The 17,434-nt window shown below is 41.3% G+C and carries 17 protein-coding genes; 13 read left to right on the forward strand and 4 right to left on the reverse strand.

All coding sequences use genetic code 11. The features are described from left to right. Nucleotides 1–284 precede the first annotated feature (284 nt). On the reverse strand, nucleotides 285–1,175 hold the full coding sequence (locus ACIROD_RS21385) for a TetR/AcrR family transcriptional regulator (protein WP_101223580.1): 891 nt from the start codon (nucleotides 1,173–1,175) through the stop codon (nucleotides 285–287). Nucleotides 1,176–1,788: 613 nt separating this feature from the next. Here ACIROD_RS21385 and katA point away from each other — a divergent pair. The 3 genes from katA to ACIROD_RS21400 all read left to right on the forward strand — a co-directional run bounded on the left by katA (nucleotide 1,789) and on the right by ACIROD_RS21400 (nucleotide 6,247). Then, nucleotides 1,789–3,243, forward strand: coding sequence for a catalase KatA (katA, locus tag ACIROD_RS21390; protein ID WP_402943889.1), 1,455 nt, complete (start codon nucleotides 1,789–1,791; stop codon nucleotides 3,241–3,243). Between the two features lie 203 nt (nucleotides 3,244–3,446). Beyond that, nucleotides 3,447–4,979, forward strand: coding sequence for a glycosyltransferase (locus tag ACIROD_RS21395; protein ID WP_402943892.1), 1,533 nt, complete (start codon nucleotides 3,447–3,449; stop codon nucleotides 4,977–4,979). Between the two features lie 74 nt (nucleotides 4,980–5,053). Then, nucleotides 5,054–6,247 (forward strand): M14 family metallopeptidase, encoded by a 1,194-nt coding sequence (locus tag ACIROD_RS21400; RefSeq protein WP_101223577.1) that lies wholly within the window; start codon nucleotides 5,054–5,056, stop codon nucleotides 6,245–6,247. Between the two features lie 441 nt (nucleotides 6,248–6,688). Here the strand turns inward: ACIROD_RS21400 and ACIROD_RS21405 are convergent, their stop codons facing one another. Further along, on the reverse strand, nucleotides 6,689–7,015 hold the full coding sequence (locus ACIROD_RS21405; RefSeq protein WP_402943897.1) for a hypothetical protein: 327 nt from the start codon (nucleotides 7,013–7,015) through the stop codon (nucleotides 6,689–6,691). A gap of 268 nt (nucleotides 7,016–7,283) precedes the next feature. On the opposite strand from ACIROD_RS21405, the gene purT reads away from it, so the two are divergent. From purT to rpsN, 10 genes are all read left to right on the forward strand, one after another. Continuing rightward, entirely contained in the window at nucleotides 7,284–8,441 is a 1,158-nt protein-coding gene (gene purT, locus ACIROD_RS21410) for a phosphoribosylglycinamide formyltransferase 2 (RefSeq protein ID WP_230176235.1), read from the forward strand. A 753-nt stretch (nucleotides 8,442–9,194) separates the two neighbouring features. Further along, on the forward strand, nucleotides 9,195–10,562 hold the full coding sequence (locus tag ACIROD_RS21415) for an alkaline phosphatase (protein WP_402943900.1): 1,368 nt from the start codon (nucleotides 9,195–9,197) through the stop codon (nucleotides 10,560–10,562). A 22-nt stretch (nucleotides 10,563–10,584) separates the two neighbouring features. Then, complete coding sequence (locus ACIROD_RS21420; protein WP_402943904.1) at nucleotides 10,585–11,232, forward strand: DUF4352 domain-containing protein; 648 nt, start codon at nucleotides 10,585–10,587, stop codon at nucleotides 11,230–11,232. Nucleotides 11,233–11,335: 103 nt separating this feature from the next. Beyond that, complete coding sequence (locus ACIROD_RS21425) at nucleotides 11,336–11,488, forward strand: YpzG family protein (protein WP_072272311.1); 153 nt, start codon at nucleotides 11,336–11,338, stop codon at nucleotides 11,486–11,488. A 206-nt stretch (nucleotides 11,489–11,694) separates the two neighbouring features. Continuing rightward, nucleotides 11,695–12,075, forward strand: a complete 381-nt coding sequence (locus ACIROD_RS21430) for a nucleotide excision repair endonuclease (protein WP_170946990.1) — start codon at nucleotides 11,695–11,697, stop codon at nucleotides 12,073–12,075. Between the two features lie 154 nt (nucleotides 12,076–12,229). Next, nucleotides 12,230–12,400, forward strand: coding sequence for a hypothetical protein (locus ACIROD_RS21435; protein ID WP_156500230.1), 171 nt, complete (start codon nucleotides 12,230–12,232; stop codon nucleotides 12,398–12,400). Between the two features lie 426 nt (nucleotides 12,401–12,826). Then, complete coding sequence (locus tag ACIROD_RS21440) at nucleotides 12,827–14,020, forward strand: GTP-binding protein (RefSeq protein WP_402943909.1); 1,194 nt, start codon at nucleotides 12,827–12,829, stop codon at nucleotides 14,018–14,020. Between the two features lie 21 nt (nucleotides 14,021–14,041). Continuing rightward, nucleotides 14,042–14,191 carry a 50S ribosomal protein L33 gene (gene rpmG / locus ACIROD_RS21445; protein ID WP_402943912.1) on the forward strand — a complete coding sequence of 50 codons (150 nt, stop codon included), beginning with the start codon at nucleotides 14,042–14,044 and terminating at the stop codon, nucleotides 14,189–14,191. A 68-nt stretch (nucleotides 14,192–14,259) separates the two neighbouring features. Beyond that, nucleotides 14,260–14,565: a hypothetical protein gene (locus ACIROD_RS21450; protein ID WP_402943915.1), complete on the forward strand. Its 306-nt coding sequence runs from the start codon at nucleotides 14,260–14,262 to the stop codon at nucleotides 14,563–14,565. Nucleotides 14,566–14,615: 50 nt separating this feature from the next. After that, entirely contained in the window at nucleotides 14,616–14,885 is a 270-nt protein-coding gene (rpsN, locus tag ACIROD_RS21455) for a 30S ribosomal protein S14 (protein WP_402943918.1), read from the forward strand. Nucleotides 14,886–15,222: 337 nt separating this feature from the next. On the opposite strand, the gene ACIROD_RS21460 is transcribed toward rpsN, so the two are convergent. After that, the gene (locus tag ACIROD_RS21460; protein ID WP_402944064.1) at nucleotides 15,223–16,866 is read right to left on the reverse strand and encodes an alkaline phosphatase; all 1,644 of its coding nucleotides are present in this window, start codon (nucleotides 16,864–16,866) and stop codon (nucleotides 15,223–15,225) included. A 172-nt stretch (nucleotides 16,867–17,038) separates the two neighbouring features. Next, nucleotides 17,039–17,425, reverse strand: a complete 387-nt coding sequence (locus tag ACIROD_RS21465; protein WP_230176238.1) for a VOC family protein — start codon at nucleotides 17,423–17,425, stop codon at nucleotides 17,039–17,041. Nucleotides 17,426–17,434 lie beyond the last annotated feature (9 nt).

Genomic DNA, 17,434 nt, shown 5'->3' on the forward strand with positions numbered 1-17,434 from the left:
CCCAAGATTGGAAAAAGGTCCATTTAAGGGTCTTAGAGCAGTTTATCTTTAAAAAAGTCCAGTTGATTGGAACGGAAGGTACGAGACTCCTGCGGAAAGCGAGTGCCGTAGAGGAAATTAACGTTCCTATTTTACAAACCCTCAAAAAGAACGTTTCAGCTAGTTTTCTTCAATCCATTGAGGATTTTATAAAACTAAAAAACCATTTAGTATAACTTAGTTTTGTTGTGAAACCATGGTTTGGGATAAGACCATTCCGAACCCCATTTGTCTTCTTTTTCTATTTAATTGTTGGCAATGATCTTTTCGAATTCACTTAATTCCAATGTGTTTTTCAATTTTGGATTGGTGTTTAAGGAAAGCAGGGCACTTTCAATTAGAAAGGTTCGCGGTTCAACGTTTTGTAATAATTCCTCTTGGATAAAGTGAATCAATTTTAGGTTTTTAACCCGTTCTGCTTCATCATCTTGGCATAGCCTTAGAATCATCTTTTTTAGGTCGTTTGCAGAGTGCAGGAGTGCAGTATGAAAATCCTGCTGTGAATGGAAGCACTCTGGCAGCCATTGCTTAATGAGATCGGGTTCCAAAAGCTGTGCATTTGACTGGCTGACATCTTCGAAAATCGATTTAATCCTATCGACGCAATAACGGATAATTTCAGTAGGGTTGAAATCTGGCTCTTTAGCCAAAGCATTAAAATGAATAGTTTGATGCATCATTCCCGAGTAAAGAATGGCACAGTCCAAAATATAGGGTTTTTTATCAGCACCGAAAATGTCCAGAAACCGTTTTGATAGCCAATGGATATGCTGGAATTTAGCATGTGTGATGAAGTTCTTAAGTTCGGTATCATTTGAAATCATTACTTCTTCATATAAGAAAAAGATTTTATTGTTTTTGTTGGAGTGCATTTGTAATTCTGATTGTTTGATGAATATCTCAATATCTGCAAGGTTTTGCCCAATAAGCAATTCATTCCGCTCTTTTTCGAATTTTTCCTGCGAAGTTAGGAAGACTGCCTTAAGCAATTCGCTTTTAGAAGAAAAATAGTTATAAAATGTTCCTTTGGAAATGCCGCTATAATCTAAAATATCCTGAATGGATGTTGCTTGATATCCCTTTTCAATAAATAATTGGTGTGCATATTTAACTACCAATTGCTTGCGCTCATTCATATATATCACCCTTACTCTTATTGGACGGTCATTTTAACGTAATAGTATCTTATTTTCTATACGAACACAAACCAACACAAACCAGTATGTTTACAATTTCTCTAGCAAAATAAGGGGGAAGGCCATGTACTGGAAGAGGTCAGCTGAAATAAAGGTCCACAAAAGCAATGAAAATTCGGTTTCTATGCATCCTTATATTCACCATGTAAATAAAGGCAGATGAAGTGAACAAAGTCACAGGAGAACACTTAGGTTTGTTATAAGATAAATAGAAGGAGATGGGTGAAGTAGCGCAAAGTATCTATGAATATTCGGCATCATTATCAATTACTAACCCATTGGTAGGAGAAATGATAAAATCACTCGGTGTGAAGGAATATTGGTTATAAGGGTCGTATACCATTATTAGGAATGTGATTATTTCAATATGCTGACCATTCAACGGTTTATATCACTATACATTTCCATATGCTGGAGGTTGTTGAAGTCATAATATAAATAAAAAAAACAATGGATTGATTATTATATTAAAATTATTATAAATAAGTATTGATTTTTTTCTGAGAAGCTTTATCATTATATACATAAATAATAATGAAAAGGTGGTTCAATTATGACAAATAAGAGAAACCTTACTACAAGCTGGGGAGCACCAGTTGGAGATAATCAAAACTCGATCACTGCCGGCGAACGCGGCCCGGTGCTCATTCAAGATGTACACTTATTGGAAAAACTAGCCCACTTCAACCGTGAACGTGTGCCTGAACGTGTAGTTCATGCGAAGGGTGCCGGTGCATTCGGAACTTTCGAAGTAACGAACGACCTTTCTCAGTACACGAAAGCTAAACTTTTCAATGGTGTGGGCAAGAAGACAGATCTTTTTATCCGTTTCTCCACAGTTGCAGGTGAATTGGGTTCTGCTGATACAGTCCGTGATCCGCGTGGATTTGCTGTTAAATTCTACACGGAAGAAGGAAACTACGATATCGTCGGTAATAATACGCCTGTATTCTTTATTCGCGATGCGATTAAGTTCCCCGACTTCATCCATACACAAAAAAGAGATCCTAGAACACATTTGAAAAACCCTACGGCTGTTTGGGATTTCTGGTCACATTCACCGGAATCGCTGCACCAAGTGACGATCCTGATGTCCGATCGGGGCATTCCTGCTACACTCCGTCATACACATGGTTTCGGAAGCCACACATTTAAATGGGTGAATGCTGAAGGAAAAGGCGTTTGGGTGAAATATCACTTCAAAACAGAACAGGGCATCAAAAACCTTGATGTGGATCTAGCAGCAAAACTAGCAGGTGAAAACCCTGATTACCATACGGAAGATCTTTTCAATGCCATTGAAAAAGGGGACTTCCCTGCATGGAAATTGTATGTTCAGATCATGCCTTTGGAAGATGCGGATACATACCGTTTCGATCCATTCGATGTGACGAAGGTATGGTCTCAAAAAGATTATCCGCTGATCGAGCTTGGTCGTATGGTATTGAACAGAAATCCTGAAAACTACTTTGCTGAAGTGGAGCAAGCCACGTTCTCACCAGGAACATTCGTACCGGGAATTGAAGCTTCCCCAGACAAGATGCTTCAAGGACGCCTATTCGCATATGGAGATGCACACCGTTACCGTGTGGGCTCGAATCACAACCAACTTCCGGTTAACCGTCCGAAAGTGGAAGCGAATAACTATCAGCGTGATGGCTTCATGCGTGCTGATGACAATGGCAAGGGATCTGTTTATTATGAGCCGAATAGTTTTGGAGGCCCTGCCGAATCAAGAGAAAATAAAGTCACTCCTTTCGAGGTGACTGGGCAAGCTGCACAAGTCGGTCATAATAGTGATGATCACTACACCCAAGCAGGTGACTTATACCGTCTATTAAGTGCCGAAGAGAAAACCCGCCTTGTTGACACGATCGTGGGCGCAATGAAACCTGTGGAATTGGAAGAAATCAAGCTTCGTCAAATCGGCCATTTTTACAAAGCCGATCCGGAATACGGAACGCGCATTGCCGAAGGTTTAGGTTTATCTGTACCGCAAGAAGCGTAAAATATGGGACTACCAATCTAGTAAATGCAAACAGGCATCCATTCATGAATGGATGCCTGTTTTGGTTTATGCATGGCTCCATTATATAAATGACACCCGACAAGTTCGGTAAGAATATATAGTTATAAATGGTTTGGAAAAAAGTCATGCTGTCAGATTAATTGGGGGCGAGTTACTTAAATTATCGGTAAAGGGTGGAATTTATGGCTAGTAAAAAAAATCGGGTGTTAGTAGGCAGTCCGATTTACCAGAAACCAGATATTTTACAAAAGTTCCTGCTCTCACTTAAAAGGCTGGATGTGGAGGGACTGGAGCTTGGCATTTTCTTCATTGATGACAATGAAGATGAGCGATCAAGCAAAATGCTCGAGGATTTCAGTCAGGAGCGGAGCAATGTCAAAATACTGGCATCCAATCAAAGCGATGTATACGTGTGTAATGGCATTACCCATTACTGGAATGAAAATCTGGTATGGAAGGTCGCTGATTTCAAAAATATGATGATTGAACACGCGATTAAGCAAGACTATGATTATTTATTTCTTATCGACTCGGACCTCCTGCTATACCCTCTGACCATCAAGCAGCTTATTTCTGCCAAAAAGGATATCATCTCTAATATTTTCTGGACAAAATGGCAGCCTGATGCCGAAGAACGGCCTCAAGTATGGTTATATGATGAATACACCCAATGGGAGATATCACGCGGTCAACCGTTGGCGGATTCGGAGATCACCACACGTTATCAGTCGTACATCCGACAGATGAGAACACCTGGTGTTCATAAAGTTGGGGGATTGGGTGCCTGTACACTCATCAGCCAAAAAGCGTTGAAAGCAGGTGTGAATTTTAAAATGATCGAGAATCTATCATTTTGGGGTGAAGACCGGCATTTTTGCATTCGTGCCGCAGCTTTAGGATTTTCCATGTACGTTGATACCCACTTGCCCGCTTATCATATATACAGGGATTCGGACTTGGACGGTGCGATGGAATTTCTTGATCGGACGGATAATAAGAGGGAAGCTTCAGGGGTATCCAGTCCCAAATTAACGCTGAGCATGGTCATCAAAAATGAAAGTGACCGTTATCTAAGGAAGGTTTTAGAGGAAGTTCGTGATTATATTGATGAAGCCGTGATTATTGATGATGGCAGCACGGACGATTCCGCAGAGGTTTGTTTAGAAGTATTGAGGGGGATGCCAGTACGCATCATCAGGAATGATGTCTCCAAGTTCTCCAATGAAATAGAACTTCGTAAACAGCAATGGTCGGAGACGGTGAAGTCGAATCCCGAGTGGATTTTAAATCTTGACGCTGATGAAATGTTTGAAAAAAGATTCAAAGAGGTAGTCAAGCAGCTGATAAGTGATCAAGAAGTCGATGTATATTGCTTCCGGTTATATGACTTTTGGAATGAAACCCATTACAGGGAGGATGATCGCTGGTGCGCACACCGGTATTACCGGCCGTTCCTTGTCAGGTATCGGGAGGGGTTTGAATGCAAATGGAACGATAGGCCGCAGCATTGTGGGAGATTTGCAGAAAATGTCTTTGAATTGCCTCACAAGTTATCCGACATTCGCTTAAAGCATTTGGGCTGGGTCAAAGAAGGAGATCGGATAGCGAAATTCAAAAGATATCAGGAATTGGACCCTGAGGGTAGGTATGGAAATACTGAGCAATATCTAAGCATTCTGGATGATGCCCCTAATTTGGTTCGTTTTGAGGAGTGACTTTTCTATGGGGGAGGGTGCGTTGGCAATAATTAAATCAAATTAGCATACATTTGCTTAAGAGGAGGTGCAGTATGGACGTTTTTGTGCGGCAGAATGATTCCTTGTGGTATTATAGCCAATTATTCAAGGTGAATTACCAACTTATCATTGATTCCAATAGTGGGATTGATCCACTTGCACTTATGATTGGCCAACAAATCAAAATTCCTGGCTTTACGACGACCGGCTATAGTATTAAGCAAGGCGATTCGTTATGGGCAATTGCAAGATCACGTAATCTTTCATTGGATGCCCTATTTTTGGCTAATCCCAATCTCAACCCGAATGCCCTGCAAGTCGGTCAGACAATTTCTGTGCCATTAAGGATTACGTGGAGGCTTATTCAAGGAAATCGGGAATATGATTATGAGACGATGATGACGGATGTAAGACGTTTGAAAACTATCTATCCATTTATTAAAACCTCCCCCATCGGGGACTCGGTGCTTGAAAGGGATATCCCCGAAGTGCTGATTGGGAATGGTAACAAACGAGTTCACTACAATGGTTCCTTTCATGCGAATGAGTGGATAACGACGCCTGTGATCATGACCTTTTTAAATGATTATTTACTCGCAATCACGAATCAGGCTGACATCCGCGGTCTATCTCTGTTTCCTTTTTATCAACAGACGATGCTGTCGATCGTCCCAATGGTGAATCCGGACGGAGTGGAGTTGGTTCTTAAAGGCCCGCCTGCAGATGAGTCATTAAGACGACGGCTCTTGGAATGGAATAACGGAAGTGAAGACTTCTCTGGCTGGAAGGCAAATATTAACGGGGTGGATCTGAATGATCAATTTCCCGCCAAATGGGAACTGGAAAAAGAACGCAATAATGTAACGGAGCCAGGTCCGGCAAATTATCCCGGGGAAGGGCCGCTTACACAGCCGGAAGCCATTGCAATGTCTGAGTTGACAAGAAAACGTGACTTTGGCAAAGTCCTTGCGTTCCATACCCAAGGAGAGGTCATTTATTGGGGTTTTGAAGGTTTGGAACCGCCCGAATCGGAAACGATAGTCAATGAGTTTGCGAGGGTCAGTGGATATGAGCCTGTCAAATCTGCCAATAGTTACGCAGGGTATAAGGATTGGTTCATTCAGGATTGGCGCAGGCCGGGGTTTACCGTGGAGCTGGGCAAAGGAACGAATCCCCTCCCTATATCACAGTTCGATGAGATTTATCAGAAGTCGCTTGGGATTTTCTTGGCAGGGTTATATATGTGAATTTTGACCAAATGAAAAAGCTCAACTCCGTTACCATGGGGAAGAGCTTTTTAGTCTTATACACCATTAGACTTGAAACGATGAGGGCTGCTGCAAAAAATAAGTAAAGTTATGCTTTACTTATCGATTGCATGATTAACTCGCTTTTTAGCCTGAAATTAACGGACATTCTCCATGTCCCAGTAATATTGCAGCCCCTACCAAAAGGAATACTAATAGTTTTGCGGTAAAGAAGATTAACTTCCTTAGCGCTAGTATTGGCCCCACCTACGCCAGATACTTTGACGGCCACGCATGCCATCCAACCTAATTTCATTATAATAGAAAGCGCTTACATTTTCAAAAATAATCGTATTGCAAATTTCGACATTCGCATAAATTGTCCCTTACCAGTAGGAGGAGAATTGGCGTATTACTGATAAGGGGCCTATAAGATTCAGGTTAATCTGCAATGAACTCCTGCAACTTTTTAGTTAGTCCGCCACTGCCAAATTTAATGAACTTTGTCTTTCCGGCTGCTTGTGCCGGGGGAGCAGCAAATTCCAAAAAGGCTAAAAGGTTGATCCTTCGGTAAAGTATATGGTCAATGCCATATTGATAGAACCAATTATCGATTGCATTGTAAACCCCTCTATTCAGGGCATATTGCTGCCGGCACCATTCGAAAAATAATCTGTCGGGCAGATTGATGTACTTCATATCCTCAAAGCGGCCATTTTTCTTCTCATTCCATATAGGGAAAATGGGCCTCACCGATTCCTTTTGCATAGTGTATTTCCTCCCTTATTGATAAAAACGAAAAGGCTCCCTATTCATGTTGAATAGGGAGCCTCCAGTGAACTGGTCAGCTTATATATTTTCATCCAGCATAAAGCTTATTATTCCTATTTGTCAAGTGTGTTTTTGGAAAAACTCAAATTAAATAATTTTTTTAATGTTTTTGGTGTAATACAAATGAAAATACGAATAAATATTTATGTTTATTCGTTTATAGTTCGTATATAATGATTTTGAGGAATTAAGGAGGAGAGACTGAATGTATAAATCAAAAAAGATTTTATTATTGGGCTCAGGTGAATTGGGGAAAGAAGTCATACTTGAAGCACAGCGGCTTGGTGTGGAGACCGTTGCTGTAGACCGCTATGAACATGCCCCTGCCATGCAAGTCGCTCATCGCAGTTATGTGATCGATATGCTGGATGCGGAACAACTAAGGGAAGTTGTAGAAAAAGAACAACCTGATTTGATTGTGCCGGAAATCGAGGCCATCGCTACATCCGAATTAGTAAAGTTGGAAGAGGAAGGCTTTCATGTCATTCCGACGGCAAGAGCGGCTAAATTGACTATGGATCGTGAAGGAATCAGGAGATTGGCTTCTGAAACTCTGGAGATTCCGACAGCAGCGTACAAATTCGCCGATACATATGAAGAATTTGTCCAAGCTGCCAAGGAAGTTGGCTTTCCCAATGTCGTTAAACCGCTGATGAGTTCTTCAGGTAAAGGGCAAAGTGTGTGCCGCACGGAAGGTGACCTGGAAGATTGCTGGAAAATCGCGATGGAAGGCGGCCGGGTTCAAAATGGCCGGGTGATCATTGAAGAATTTATCCGTTTTGATTCGGAAATCACGCTGCTTACTGTTCGGGCTGTAAATGGTACTATGTTTTGTGCTCCCATCGGCCATATACAGCAGGGCGGGGATTATATTGAATCCTGGCAGCCGCATAATATGACAGAAGCTCAAATAATGGAAGCGAAAAAAATTGCCCATGCCATTACTGATGAACTTGGTGGGTACGGATTATTCGGGGTTGAGCTTTTCCTCTCAGGGGATAAAGTCTATTTCAGTGAAGTTTCTCCACGTCCGCATGATACGGGGCTAGTGACATTAGTGACTCAGAATTTGTCCGAGTTTGCTCTTCATATTCGGGCGATTCTAGGATTCCCCATCCCGGAAATCAAGCTGATCAGCCCAGGTGCCAGCCGTCCATTAAAAGCTCAAGAAGAGTTATCGGAATATTCTATAGTTGGTGTTGAAAAGGCTTTGGCTTTACCTAATACACAAGTGCGCCTTTTCGGAAAACCTGTTACAAAGGCAGGCAGAAGGGTGGCAGTCGCCTTGTCATCTGCCGATTCAATCGAGGTGGCAAGAGTGAATGCGGCCCGTGCTTTGGAATGTTTAGTTGTAGAGAAATAATAGTGAAAATCCTACAGTTTTTTTCTTTATAACGCGTTAAAGTTGAACTGTCTACCAAGCCTCCTCGCCTTAAGCACCTTTGGTGTCTTCTTTAATTAAGTAGAAGTTTTGTAAAACAGTAAAAAACCATGAAGTATAAACTAGTCTTAAACAGTTCGGGATGAGACCATTCTACAGTTTTTCTTTAAAAACGATTCCAGTTGATTGGAATGGAAGGTGCGAGGCTCCTGCGGGAAAAGCGAGTCCAGGGGAGACCCCCTCAGGCGCAAAGAGCGCCGAGGGGGCTCCCGGACCGTCCTGGGAAAGCGAGTGCCCTACGCTTCAATCAATGTTCCAGGTGATTTAAGAAATTTGCTTCCTTTCCGTCCCTAAACTTTTCTTCGAATTTGTCTATAGTCTGACTCTGAAGCATCCTGTTTGGATGCTTTATTTTCTTTTCCCCTTTAGTATTTTTAAAATCCTAACCACCGATTTGAAGACGTGGATTGTAAAGAACCCTGTTCAAGATCATTTACCCACGTTGGTGTTAACCAAATCTTTTTCATTCCTCTAAAGCCTGTAATATGCCCCCACTACTGATGATTTTCCTGAATAACCAACAACTTCATAAAAGTGCATACAATTTCGTGACATTGCTGTCTTTACCTTGTCTTAACAATTATCCTGCTGCTTTTTTACATAGCCTTGACATTGAGTTCATTTTCTTCACCTATAGTTAAATTAAATAGAAAAGATTAACGGGAGGTCATTCGTTTGAATAGCACATGGAGTAAAAAGGTTTTACCGATTACACTCGTTTCGGCATTAGCATTTGGAAGTTTATCATGGTCCGCTGCGGATCATGTTTCGGCAAAGGGTAACCCAAAAAAAGAACCGGAAATCAAGAACGTGATTTTCCTGATCGGTGACGGCATGGGTGTTTCCTATACCTCCGCTTACCGGTATTTAAAAGATAACCCGGGTACGAAGGCGGCGGAACGGACCGAGTTTGATAAGTACTTGGTTGGCCAGCAGATGACTTACCCAGAAGACTCTGCACAAAATATAACGGATTCAGCTTCAGCCGCAACGGCAATGTCTGCAGGGGTGAAGACTTATAACGCTGCCATTGCAGTGGATAATGATAAATCCGAAGTCAAAACGGTATTGGAAGCAGCAAAGGAAAAAGGAAAAGCGACGGGATTGGTTGCCACTTCAGAAATCACTCATGCTACACCTGCATCTTTTGGCGCCCATGATGAAAATCGGAAAAACATGAATTCAATTGCAGACGATTATTATAATGATTTAATCAGGGGCAAACATAAAATTGACGTCCTATTGGGCGGTGGTAAGTCCAATTTTGTCCGGCCTGATGTCAATTTGGCGAAAGCCTTCGAAAAAGACGGTTACAGTTATGTGACTGATAAAAACCAAATGCTTAAGGACAAAAATGAACAGGTTCTTGGTTTATTCGCTTCTGAAGGACTCCCGAAAATGATTGACCGCCCAAGTGAAACACCTTCTTTGGAAGACATGACAAGTTCAGCGATCCAGCGTTTGAATAAAGATAAAGATGGATTCTTCCTTATGGTCGAGGGAAGCCAGGTCGATTGGGCCGGACATGATAATGATATCGTAGGTGCAATGAGTGAAATGGAAGACTTTGAAAAAGCATACAAAGCAGCCATGGAATTTGCGAAGAAAGACAAACATACCTTAGTGGTGGCTACTGCGGATCACTCTACAGGAGGATTCTCGATCGGAGCCAAAGGAATATATAACTGGTACGGTGAACCGATCAAGGCAGCCAAACGCACCCCTGACTTCATGGCGGATGCCATTGTCAAAGGAGCCGATGTTGAAAAGACGTTAAAGCAATATATTAACCAAAATGAAGTGAAGCTAACTGATGATGAAATCAAAACGGTAACAGAAGCTGCAAAAACAAAAAATGTGACGAACGTCGATAATGCCATCGAAGCTATATTCGATAACCGGACCAATACTGCCTGGACTACTGGGGGACATACGGGTGAAGATGTTCCGGTCTACGCATACGGCCCATATAAAGAACGTTTTGCCGGGCAGGTCGATAACACGGATCAGGCCAAAATCATCTTTGATCTATTAAAGAAGTAATTACACTTCAGGGAGGGATTCAATGAACAGACTGATGATTGGTGCCCTGTTATTAACCGCATTTGGCGCTCTTAATACACAACCAGCTTACGAAGAAGAAACTACAGCTAAAGATAAAACAGAGGAAATTGCACGACCACTGGAAAAAAAGGATGTCTATGTTCCGAATCCACAGCTTCCTGATGATATAAACTTGAACCAGATCGGTCAGAATGTTTCTGATGCCAAAGGCGAATTAACTTTGAAGGCCTATAAAAAGGTTAATGAAACGCTCAATGTTGGCCCGATCGAGGTTAAAGTTAAAGAAATGAAAGTGATGCATGCCACTCCGGATTACAGCATGATTGATTTCTTCCACGGGTATACGCATGATGAAGATTTCGGTATCGTAAAAGTGAACGTGGAAATCAAAAACAATTCGGATAAAAAAATTAAGTTTTCCCCAGTTGCTTTCCTTGAAACGGACAGGGAAGAACATCTGACATGGGAAGATGAGATATACTTGGAAGAACTTACTGGTGAAATAGAAGGAAACGGTTCAAAAAGCGGAAACATTGGTTTCATTCTAAATGATGGAGACATATTGGGCATATCCCTCATGACAAGTGATGCGGTGGATGAAGAAGGGGAAGTCCTTGCAAAAGGCAAGTCAGCTGAATTCGCTTTTTAAAGAATATGTATAAATGGCTTGGAAAAATAAAATACTAGAACAAGTGATGGGGATTACTATCACTGAACGGAATATCCAAATCCTAATGATGAGGTGACACAGAATGAGCTATAAAGATCAATTAGATCCACATTCTCAAAAGTTTCACCATAATTGGACAAGACCTAAGCGTTCAAAATCTCAAGTTAATGGCCACACGCAAGAATCACAAACAAACATTATACTAAGAAGCAATGCAAAGGCTCACAGGTGGTAAAGGATATTTCCGACAAAGAAGGAGGCTCCCAGCGAGTCTTCTTCTTTATATTTAATCCAAAATCATCTAAACCGATCAAGGCATTCATGGCTTTTCACTCATAATTATGATACCATTTACCTTTAAGATTGAAGTGATGAGCTTGGCGTGAAACTGGAGTTTCGATTCCGATTGAAAGTTTCACTTTATACAAATAGAGGACGTGAATTGTAATGATTAAAATTGAAATCCCTGCAGCGGATATAAGCATCAAACAAAGAAAGCAAGTTATAGAAGGAGACGAAGCTGTCATTCCTGAAATTTACGGGTTTATCGATTTTCATTTGATTCCCCGTGATAAAGGCGGCATCATCTTGTTTTACAATGAGAATGATGAACTGATTTTTGTCGGTAAAGCCCGTAAATTAAGACCAAGGGTCAAGAAGCATTTTGAGGATAATGTTTCTCCGATTAAAGAGCATCGTAATGAAGTCAAGAAAATTGACATTCTTTTAGTCGAAGACGCTATGGAACGTGAAATCTATGAAACGTACATGATCAATAAGCTTCATGCTAAATACAACGTCGACAAAGTGTTTTATAAATAAGAACCACCTATGAAAAGCTGACTGCATATGCACTCAGCTTTTTTGTGTTTATATATGTACAGAAATAATTTCGTACATTTACAGCAGCTACATGTCAGATTAACAATGTTGGTTTATATTTAGAGTATTCCAATACATTCTCAGGAGGAAGCTATTGAAGAAAATACTTTGTAAAAAGGTGTTAGTTATCTCGATCGGGACAGTGATTGCCTTTGGGAATTTAACGTGGTCCATGTCACAAGCTTCTAAGCTGGCGAAACAGAGAGAGATTGAAACTTTTGAACAAAAGACAGTAACATCTTCAGGGTGGGAAATGGCGGAATAAGCTCAGTAACCAATAATTTTTTTCGAATTACAACAAAGAAAAAGAAAAATGTATTGTATATTGGGACGTTGTTGATGAACAGCAGCTTGCAATAAGGAAGTACAATAAAAGATAAAACTGCAATGGAGCTTCATTACACATGAAGTTATGTGTGATTGGGCTTCCATTTGATTTTTGTTTTAGTTTCATTAAGAATGTCAGTACCTTTCGTTTATCCTTGATTGCACATGCTGCAGGTGTCGGAGCAATAGTGATTACATTTGTTCAGAAAAAGTATTCGGAGGCAATTTTGAAAAAAACTTGCAAATAGTAATGATTACGTTTTATTATTAGAGAGTGTTTTTATATGGGTGATGGCTTCGGCGTTTAAATCGTAATCATTTTGGTTTACAAACAGAAAAGAAAACAGGTAAAGGAGTGGTATGGATGGAGATGAAGAAAATTCCGGTTACGGTATTGAGTGGATACCTTGGGGCGGGAAAGACGACGCTTTTGAATCATATTCTTGAAAATCGGAATGACCTGAAGGTTGCCGTCATCGTTAATGATATGAGTGAAATCAATATTGATGCTTCACTAGTCAAACAGGGAGGGTTTACCCGGGCCGATGAAAAACTGGTGGAAATGCAGAATGGCTGCATTTGCTGCACGCTTCGTGAGGATTTGATGATTGAAGTGGAGAAATTGGCGAAACAAGGGGACATTGATTACATCGTGATTGAATCGACCGGGATAAGCGAACCGGTACCTGTAGCCCAGACCTTCACCTATGTTGATGAAGGCATGGGAATTGATTTATCGTTATATTGCCGGCTTGATACGATGGTCACCGTTGTTGATGGGTATAACTTTTGGCAAGACTTCACTTCCGGAGAAACACTTATTGACAGGATTCAGGCAACTGATGCTGCCGGTGGCAGGGAAGTGGTCGATCTACTAATAGATCAGATAGAGTTCGCCAATGTCATCCTGTTAAATAAAATCGATTTAATGGATGATGACGCTGTTGAGGAATTAAAGGCGGTTCTTCATAAAATGAATGCGGATGCAAGGATCATTGAAACAAATCATTCCAAGGTGCCGCTAAAGGATGTATTGAATACACATTTATTTGATTTTGAAGAGGCAAGCCAAGGAGCGGGCTGGATAAAGGAATTGAATGAAGAGCATATCCCAGAGACCCTGGAGTATGGGATTTCATCCTTCGTTTACAGAAGGAAAATACCGTTTCATCCCGAGAGGCTGATGGAGTGGTTAGAAAATTGGCCCGTACAAGTGGTGAGGGCAAAGGGCTTCCTTTGGCTGGCATCGAGAAATGATACGGCAGGCTTGCTATCGCAGGCAGGACCGTCATTAACTTTACAAGCCGCCGGTAAATGGATCGCAGCATACCCTGAGGAAGAACAGCGCCAAATTTTAAAGGAAGCGCCTGAATTATTGGAACGGTGGAATGAAGTATACGGTGACAGGATGACGGAATTGGTGATGATTGGAATTCAAATAAATCAACAGAAAATAGAAGCTGAATTAGATCAATGCTTATTGACGGAAAAAGAGTTGCTGCAGGATTGGTCTTTGTATGAAGATCGATTGCCTGCATTTACGGAAAGCGTTCATTAAAAACTTTAGGAGGAAATAAAAATGAGAGTAAACATTACATTAGTATGCACAGAATCAGGGGACCGCAATTATATCACAACGAAAAACAAGCGGAATAACCCGGACAGGATCGAATTGAAGAAGTACTGCCCGCGATTAAAGAAACACACGCTTCACCGAGAAACGAAGTAATTTTAAGGTTTAAATCGTAATGATTATGTTTTATTGAAGGAGATGGATATAAAAGGAGGGAAGTTCAGTTGGAATGGATCATTATTGGCGGAGGCATTCAAGGTATCACGATGGCTGCATTTTTACTTAAGTCAGGAAAAACAACAGTGGACCAGCTTGCGATTGTTGATAGAAATGAAGAGCCATTGGCAAGATGGAAGCATTGTACGGAAGTCATTTCAATGCCATATTTACGTTCTCCATCCGTCCACCATCTGGATGTGAATCCATTCAGCCTGCAGAAGTATGTGGAAAAGGAAGACTGGAACAAATTGAAATGGGACCGATTTCGAGGAATATATCGGGAGCAAGACAGGCAGCGGAACGAATTGTGAATAGTTTATAGATTTAATAAAATCAAGATTATTAAAAAAGGAGAATTAAAATGGCGAAAAAATCCAAGGTGATAAAAGCAGAAAAACAGCTGGTAATGGTCGAAAAGTATGCAAAACTTAGAAAGGAATTGAAGGAGAAAGGGGATTATGACGCATTGGCCAAACTCCCTCGTGACTCTTCGCCGACAAGAGTTCACAATCGTTGTGGAGTGACGGGAAGGCCCCGTGGATATATGCGCAAATTCAACATGTCACGTATCGTTTTTAGGGAACTTGCTCATAAAGGGCAACTGCCGGGTGTCAAAAAGTCAAGCTGGTGAAGCAGGGAGTTCTAAATCATTCATTAGAAAAGGAGCCCTTGTTAACAAGGGCTCCTCAGTTTGGCGACAAAAGGGGTATGGAGTCCGAATAAAGGGCAGTGTAGTGCTTTTTCCTTGTTTATACGGATGAAACCTCATTAGATTGAAGAAATTGGCGACACTCCTGCCGAATAACTGGCTAGCCGAGACCCCACAGCCGCTTGCGGTGAGGAGGCTTGGCAGACAGTCGGCGGAAAGGGAGCGGATTTCTTAAATCAACTGGGACTTTAATTAATTTGTTTACAGTCTGAGGAGCCCTTGTTAAAAACATGGGCTCCTTCCCATTCAAAAGTGTTGCTTACTTGACTGCCTTTAATGCTTGTTCAGATATATAGAAGTCTTTTCCGTTGTAAACAGTTATGGCATTTATTTCCTTTTGCTTAGTGGATTTAGGGGTCTTGCTGATAACGATATTCTTATTTGCAGGCAACTCTACTTTTTGCTGCCCTTTTTTCGCTACGAAAACCGGGTTATTCGGGTCTGTAACATCAATACGGGTTGAATATCCTTTTTTCTCAAAGGAATCTTTAGCATTCATGTATAGTTTATTCGATAATTTTTGTAAATCAAAGCCCATGAATGCGGCCATTTTTTTAGCGAGGTCTGTATTCTCCACTAATCCAGTCGGTTTTGAAGGGCCATAAGAATACAGGAATACGTCTTCCCCTGTATGACCGCCTGTTGTAAAGCCAATGTTGGCACGGTTAGCAAGCAGCTTTGTCATTTCAGTACCTATGTTTTTAGAAGAGGTAAGTTTTGCTGTTTCTTCAGAAGTCAGATCATCAAGTCCATACAGTGCTGCAACTTCTTTTAGATTGGAATGATCTGGTTTTAACTTACTTAAAGCTCCTTCAACAGTCATCTTCGCTTTCTTTAATGGATCGATATAGGCTGATACGGGAGTTTCCGGGTAGGAGGAGTTCGTGTTTACGTTACCCATTGTAATTCCGCTGTTCCCATGGTCCGTTACAGCAATGACCATCGTGTTTCCGTCATTTTTTGCAAACTTAAGGGCTTCGTTCACGGCATCATCAAAAGCTAAAGTATCACTAATCATTCCAATCGTGTCGTTTCCGTGAGCAGCCCAGTCAATCTTGCTTCCTTCGACAAATAAGAAGAAGCCATCTTTATCTTTTTTCAAGGTTTTAAGGGCTTTGTTGGTCATTTCAGCCAAAGTGGGCTCACTTGGCTTTGTTGTTTCACGATCAAAATCATATGCCAGTGCACTTGGTGCAAAGCTGCCCCAAATTTTATTCGATTTAGAGTTTAACAGCTCGTCACGGGTTTCAACAAAATCATACTTGTCTTCATCAAGCACTTCCAAAAGGTTTTCTCCATCAATTCTTGCATTTTTTGTTTTACCAGGTAAAAGGGATTCCTTGCCCCCTCCCAAAACGACGTCAATCCCCTGATAAACCTGCTGTTCCGCAATATCACCATAATTGCTTCGATGTGTCACGTGAGCGGAGAAGCCTGCGGGTGTAGCATGCTGGATTTCAGATGTAGAAATGATTCCAGTAGCCTTTCCGGCTTGTTTCGCACCCTCCAAAACGTTAGCGACTGGTTTATGGGCATTTTTCGGATTAACCGGATCGAGCCCTGGAGAATTAACGATGGCTGGCAGGACACCGACAAATTTATCATTGGATTTATTTCCTGTCGCAAGCGCTGTTGCTGCAGGAGCTGAGTCTGTAATGGCCGATTCAGCAGAATATGTACGCATGCCGCCAGACAGCATTTCGTCCATGGCTAGATTACCGCCTTTATACCACCTTGAAAGGGTTGTGGCTCCTGTACTTGTCCCATCCATCACCATCATGATGACGTTTGTTGGTTCTTTTTTCTTGTCTTTGGCCTGAACATCTTCCTTCATAGTTGAAATACCCAGTGATGAAATGGCTACCGCGCCCGCTAACGTAATTCCTGCTACCTTTTTGGTCATTTTCCCCAAAATGCATACCTCCAAAAATATTATTACTTTTAGGATAAATGCAGAATATTAAGAAATTACTTCAGTTAAGTAAAGAAAGGTTTTTTATCTGTAAATTTTGCTAAAATATTGAAGAAGCGTTAAAAGCAGAAGTCTCTAAGACTCTGCTTTTTTAGTATGCTTTTTACCTTTGGAAAAATTCAATCCACTCTTTTTCCGGTCCATAAACGTAGAAATAGCGATAACCATTTGGAAGGGTGACGATCTCTTCATCAATCAGCTCGGTGTTATCCAAGCTTTTGATCCGGGCATATTCACCTTCGATATCATCCACGGTAATGGCAAAATGGTGGATCGTTGCTTCGGATGGCAGTGTGTCGCTATATCCCTGAATCAATTCTATTTCTGTTTCGTCAGACTCTTCGTAACCGAGGAATGCCAGTTCGATTACCCCATTAGTATGAGTCATGCGTGCTTTTAATTTTAATTCAAGCACATCTTGATAAAAGGCGATGGATTTTTCAAGATCTTTTACAACAACGCCAACGTGATCGACCCTCTTAACAGCCAAGAAATCTTC

Origin of the sequence: Peribacillus sp. NPDC101481, from assembly GCF_044767165.1 — a bacterium.
Classification (GTDB): Bacteria; Bacillota; Bacilli; order Bacillales; family DSM-1321; genus Peribacillus.

Excerpts from the sequence above, each read along its gene's own strand:
- ACIROD_RS21385 (WP_101223580.1), bottom strand. The coding sequence starts at position 1,175 with ATGAATGAGCGCAAGCAATTGGTAGTTAAATATGCACACCAATTATTT.
- katA (WP_402943889.1), top strand. The coding sequence starts at position 1,789 with ATGACAAATAAGAGAAACCTTACTACAAGCTGGGGAGCACCAGTTGGA.
- ACIROD_RS21395 (WP_402943892.1), top strand. The coding sequence starts at position 3,447 with ATGGCTAGTAAAAAAAATCGGGTGTTAGTAGGCAGTCCGATTTACCAG.
- ACIROD_RS21400 (WP_101223577.1), top strand. The coding sequence starts at position 5,054 with ATGGACGTTTTTGTGCGGCAGAATGATTCCTTGTGGTATTATAGCCAA.
- ACIROD_RS21405 (WP_402943897.1), bottom strand. The coding sequence starts at position 7,015 with ATGCAAAAGGAATCGGTGAGGCCCATTTTCCCTATATGGAATGAGAAG.
- purT (WP_230176235.1), top strand. The coding sequence starts at position 7,284 with ATGTATAAATCAAAAAAGATTTTATTATTGGGCTCAGGTGAATTGGGG.
- ACIROD_RS21420 (WP_402943904.1), top strand. The coding sequence starts at position 10,585 with ATGAACAGACTGATGATTGGTGCCCTGTTATTAACCGCATTTGGCGCT.
- ACIROD_RS21425 (WP_072272311.1), top strand. The coding sequence starts at position 11,336 with ATGAGCTATAAAGATCAATTAGATCCACATTCTCAAAAGTTTCACCAT.
- ACIROD_RS21440 (WP_402943909.1), top strand. The coding sequence starts at position 12,827 with ATGGAGATGAAGAAAATTCCGGTTACGGTATTGAGTGGATACCTTGGG.
- rpmG (WP_402943912.1), top strand. The coding sequence starts at position 14,042 with ATGAGAGTAAACATTACATTAGTATGCACAGAATCAGGGGACCGCAAT.
- rpsN (WP_402943918.1), top strand. The coding sequence starts at position 14,616 with ATGGCGAAAAAATCCAAGGTGATAAAAGCAGAAAAACAGCTGGTAATG.
- ACIROD_RS21460 (WP_402944064.1), bottom strand. The coding sequence starts at position 16,866 with ATGACCAAAAAGGTAGCAGGAATTACGTTAGCGGGCGCGGTAGCCATT.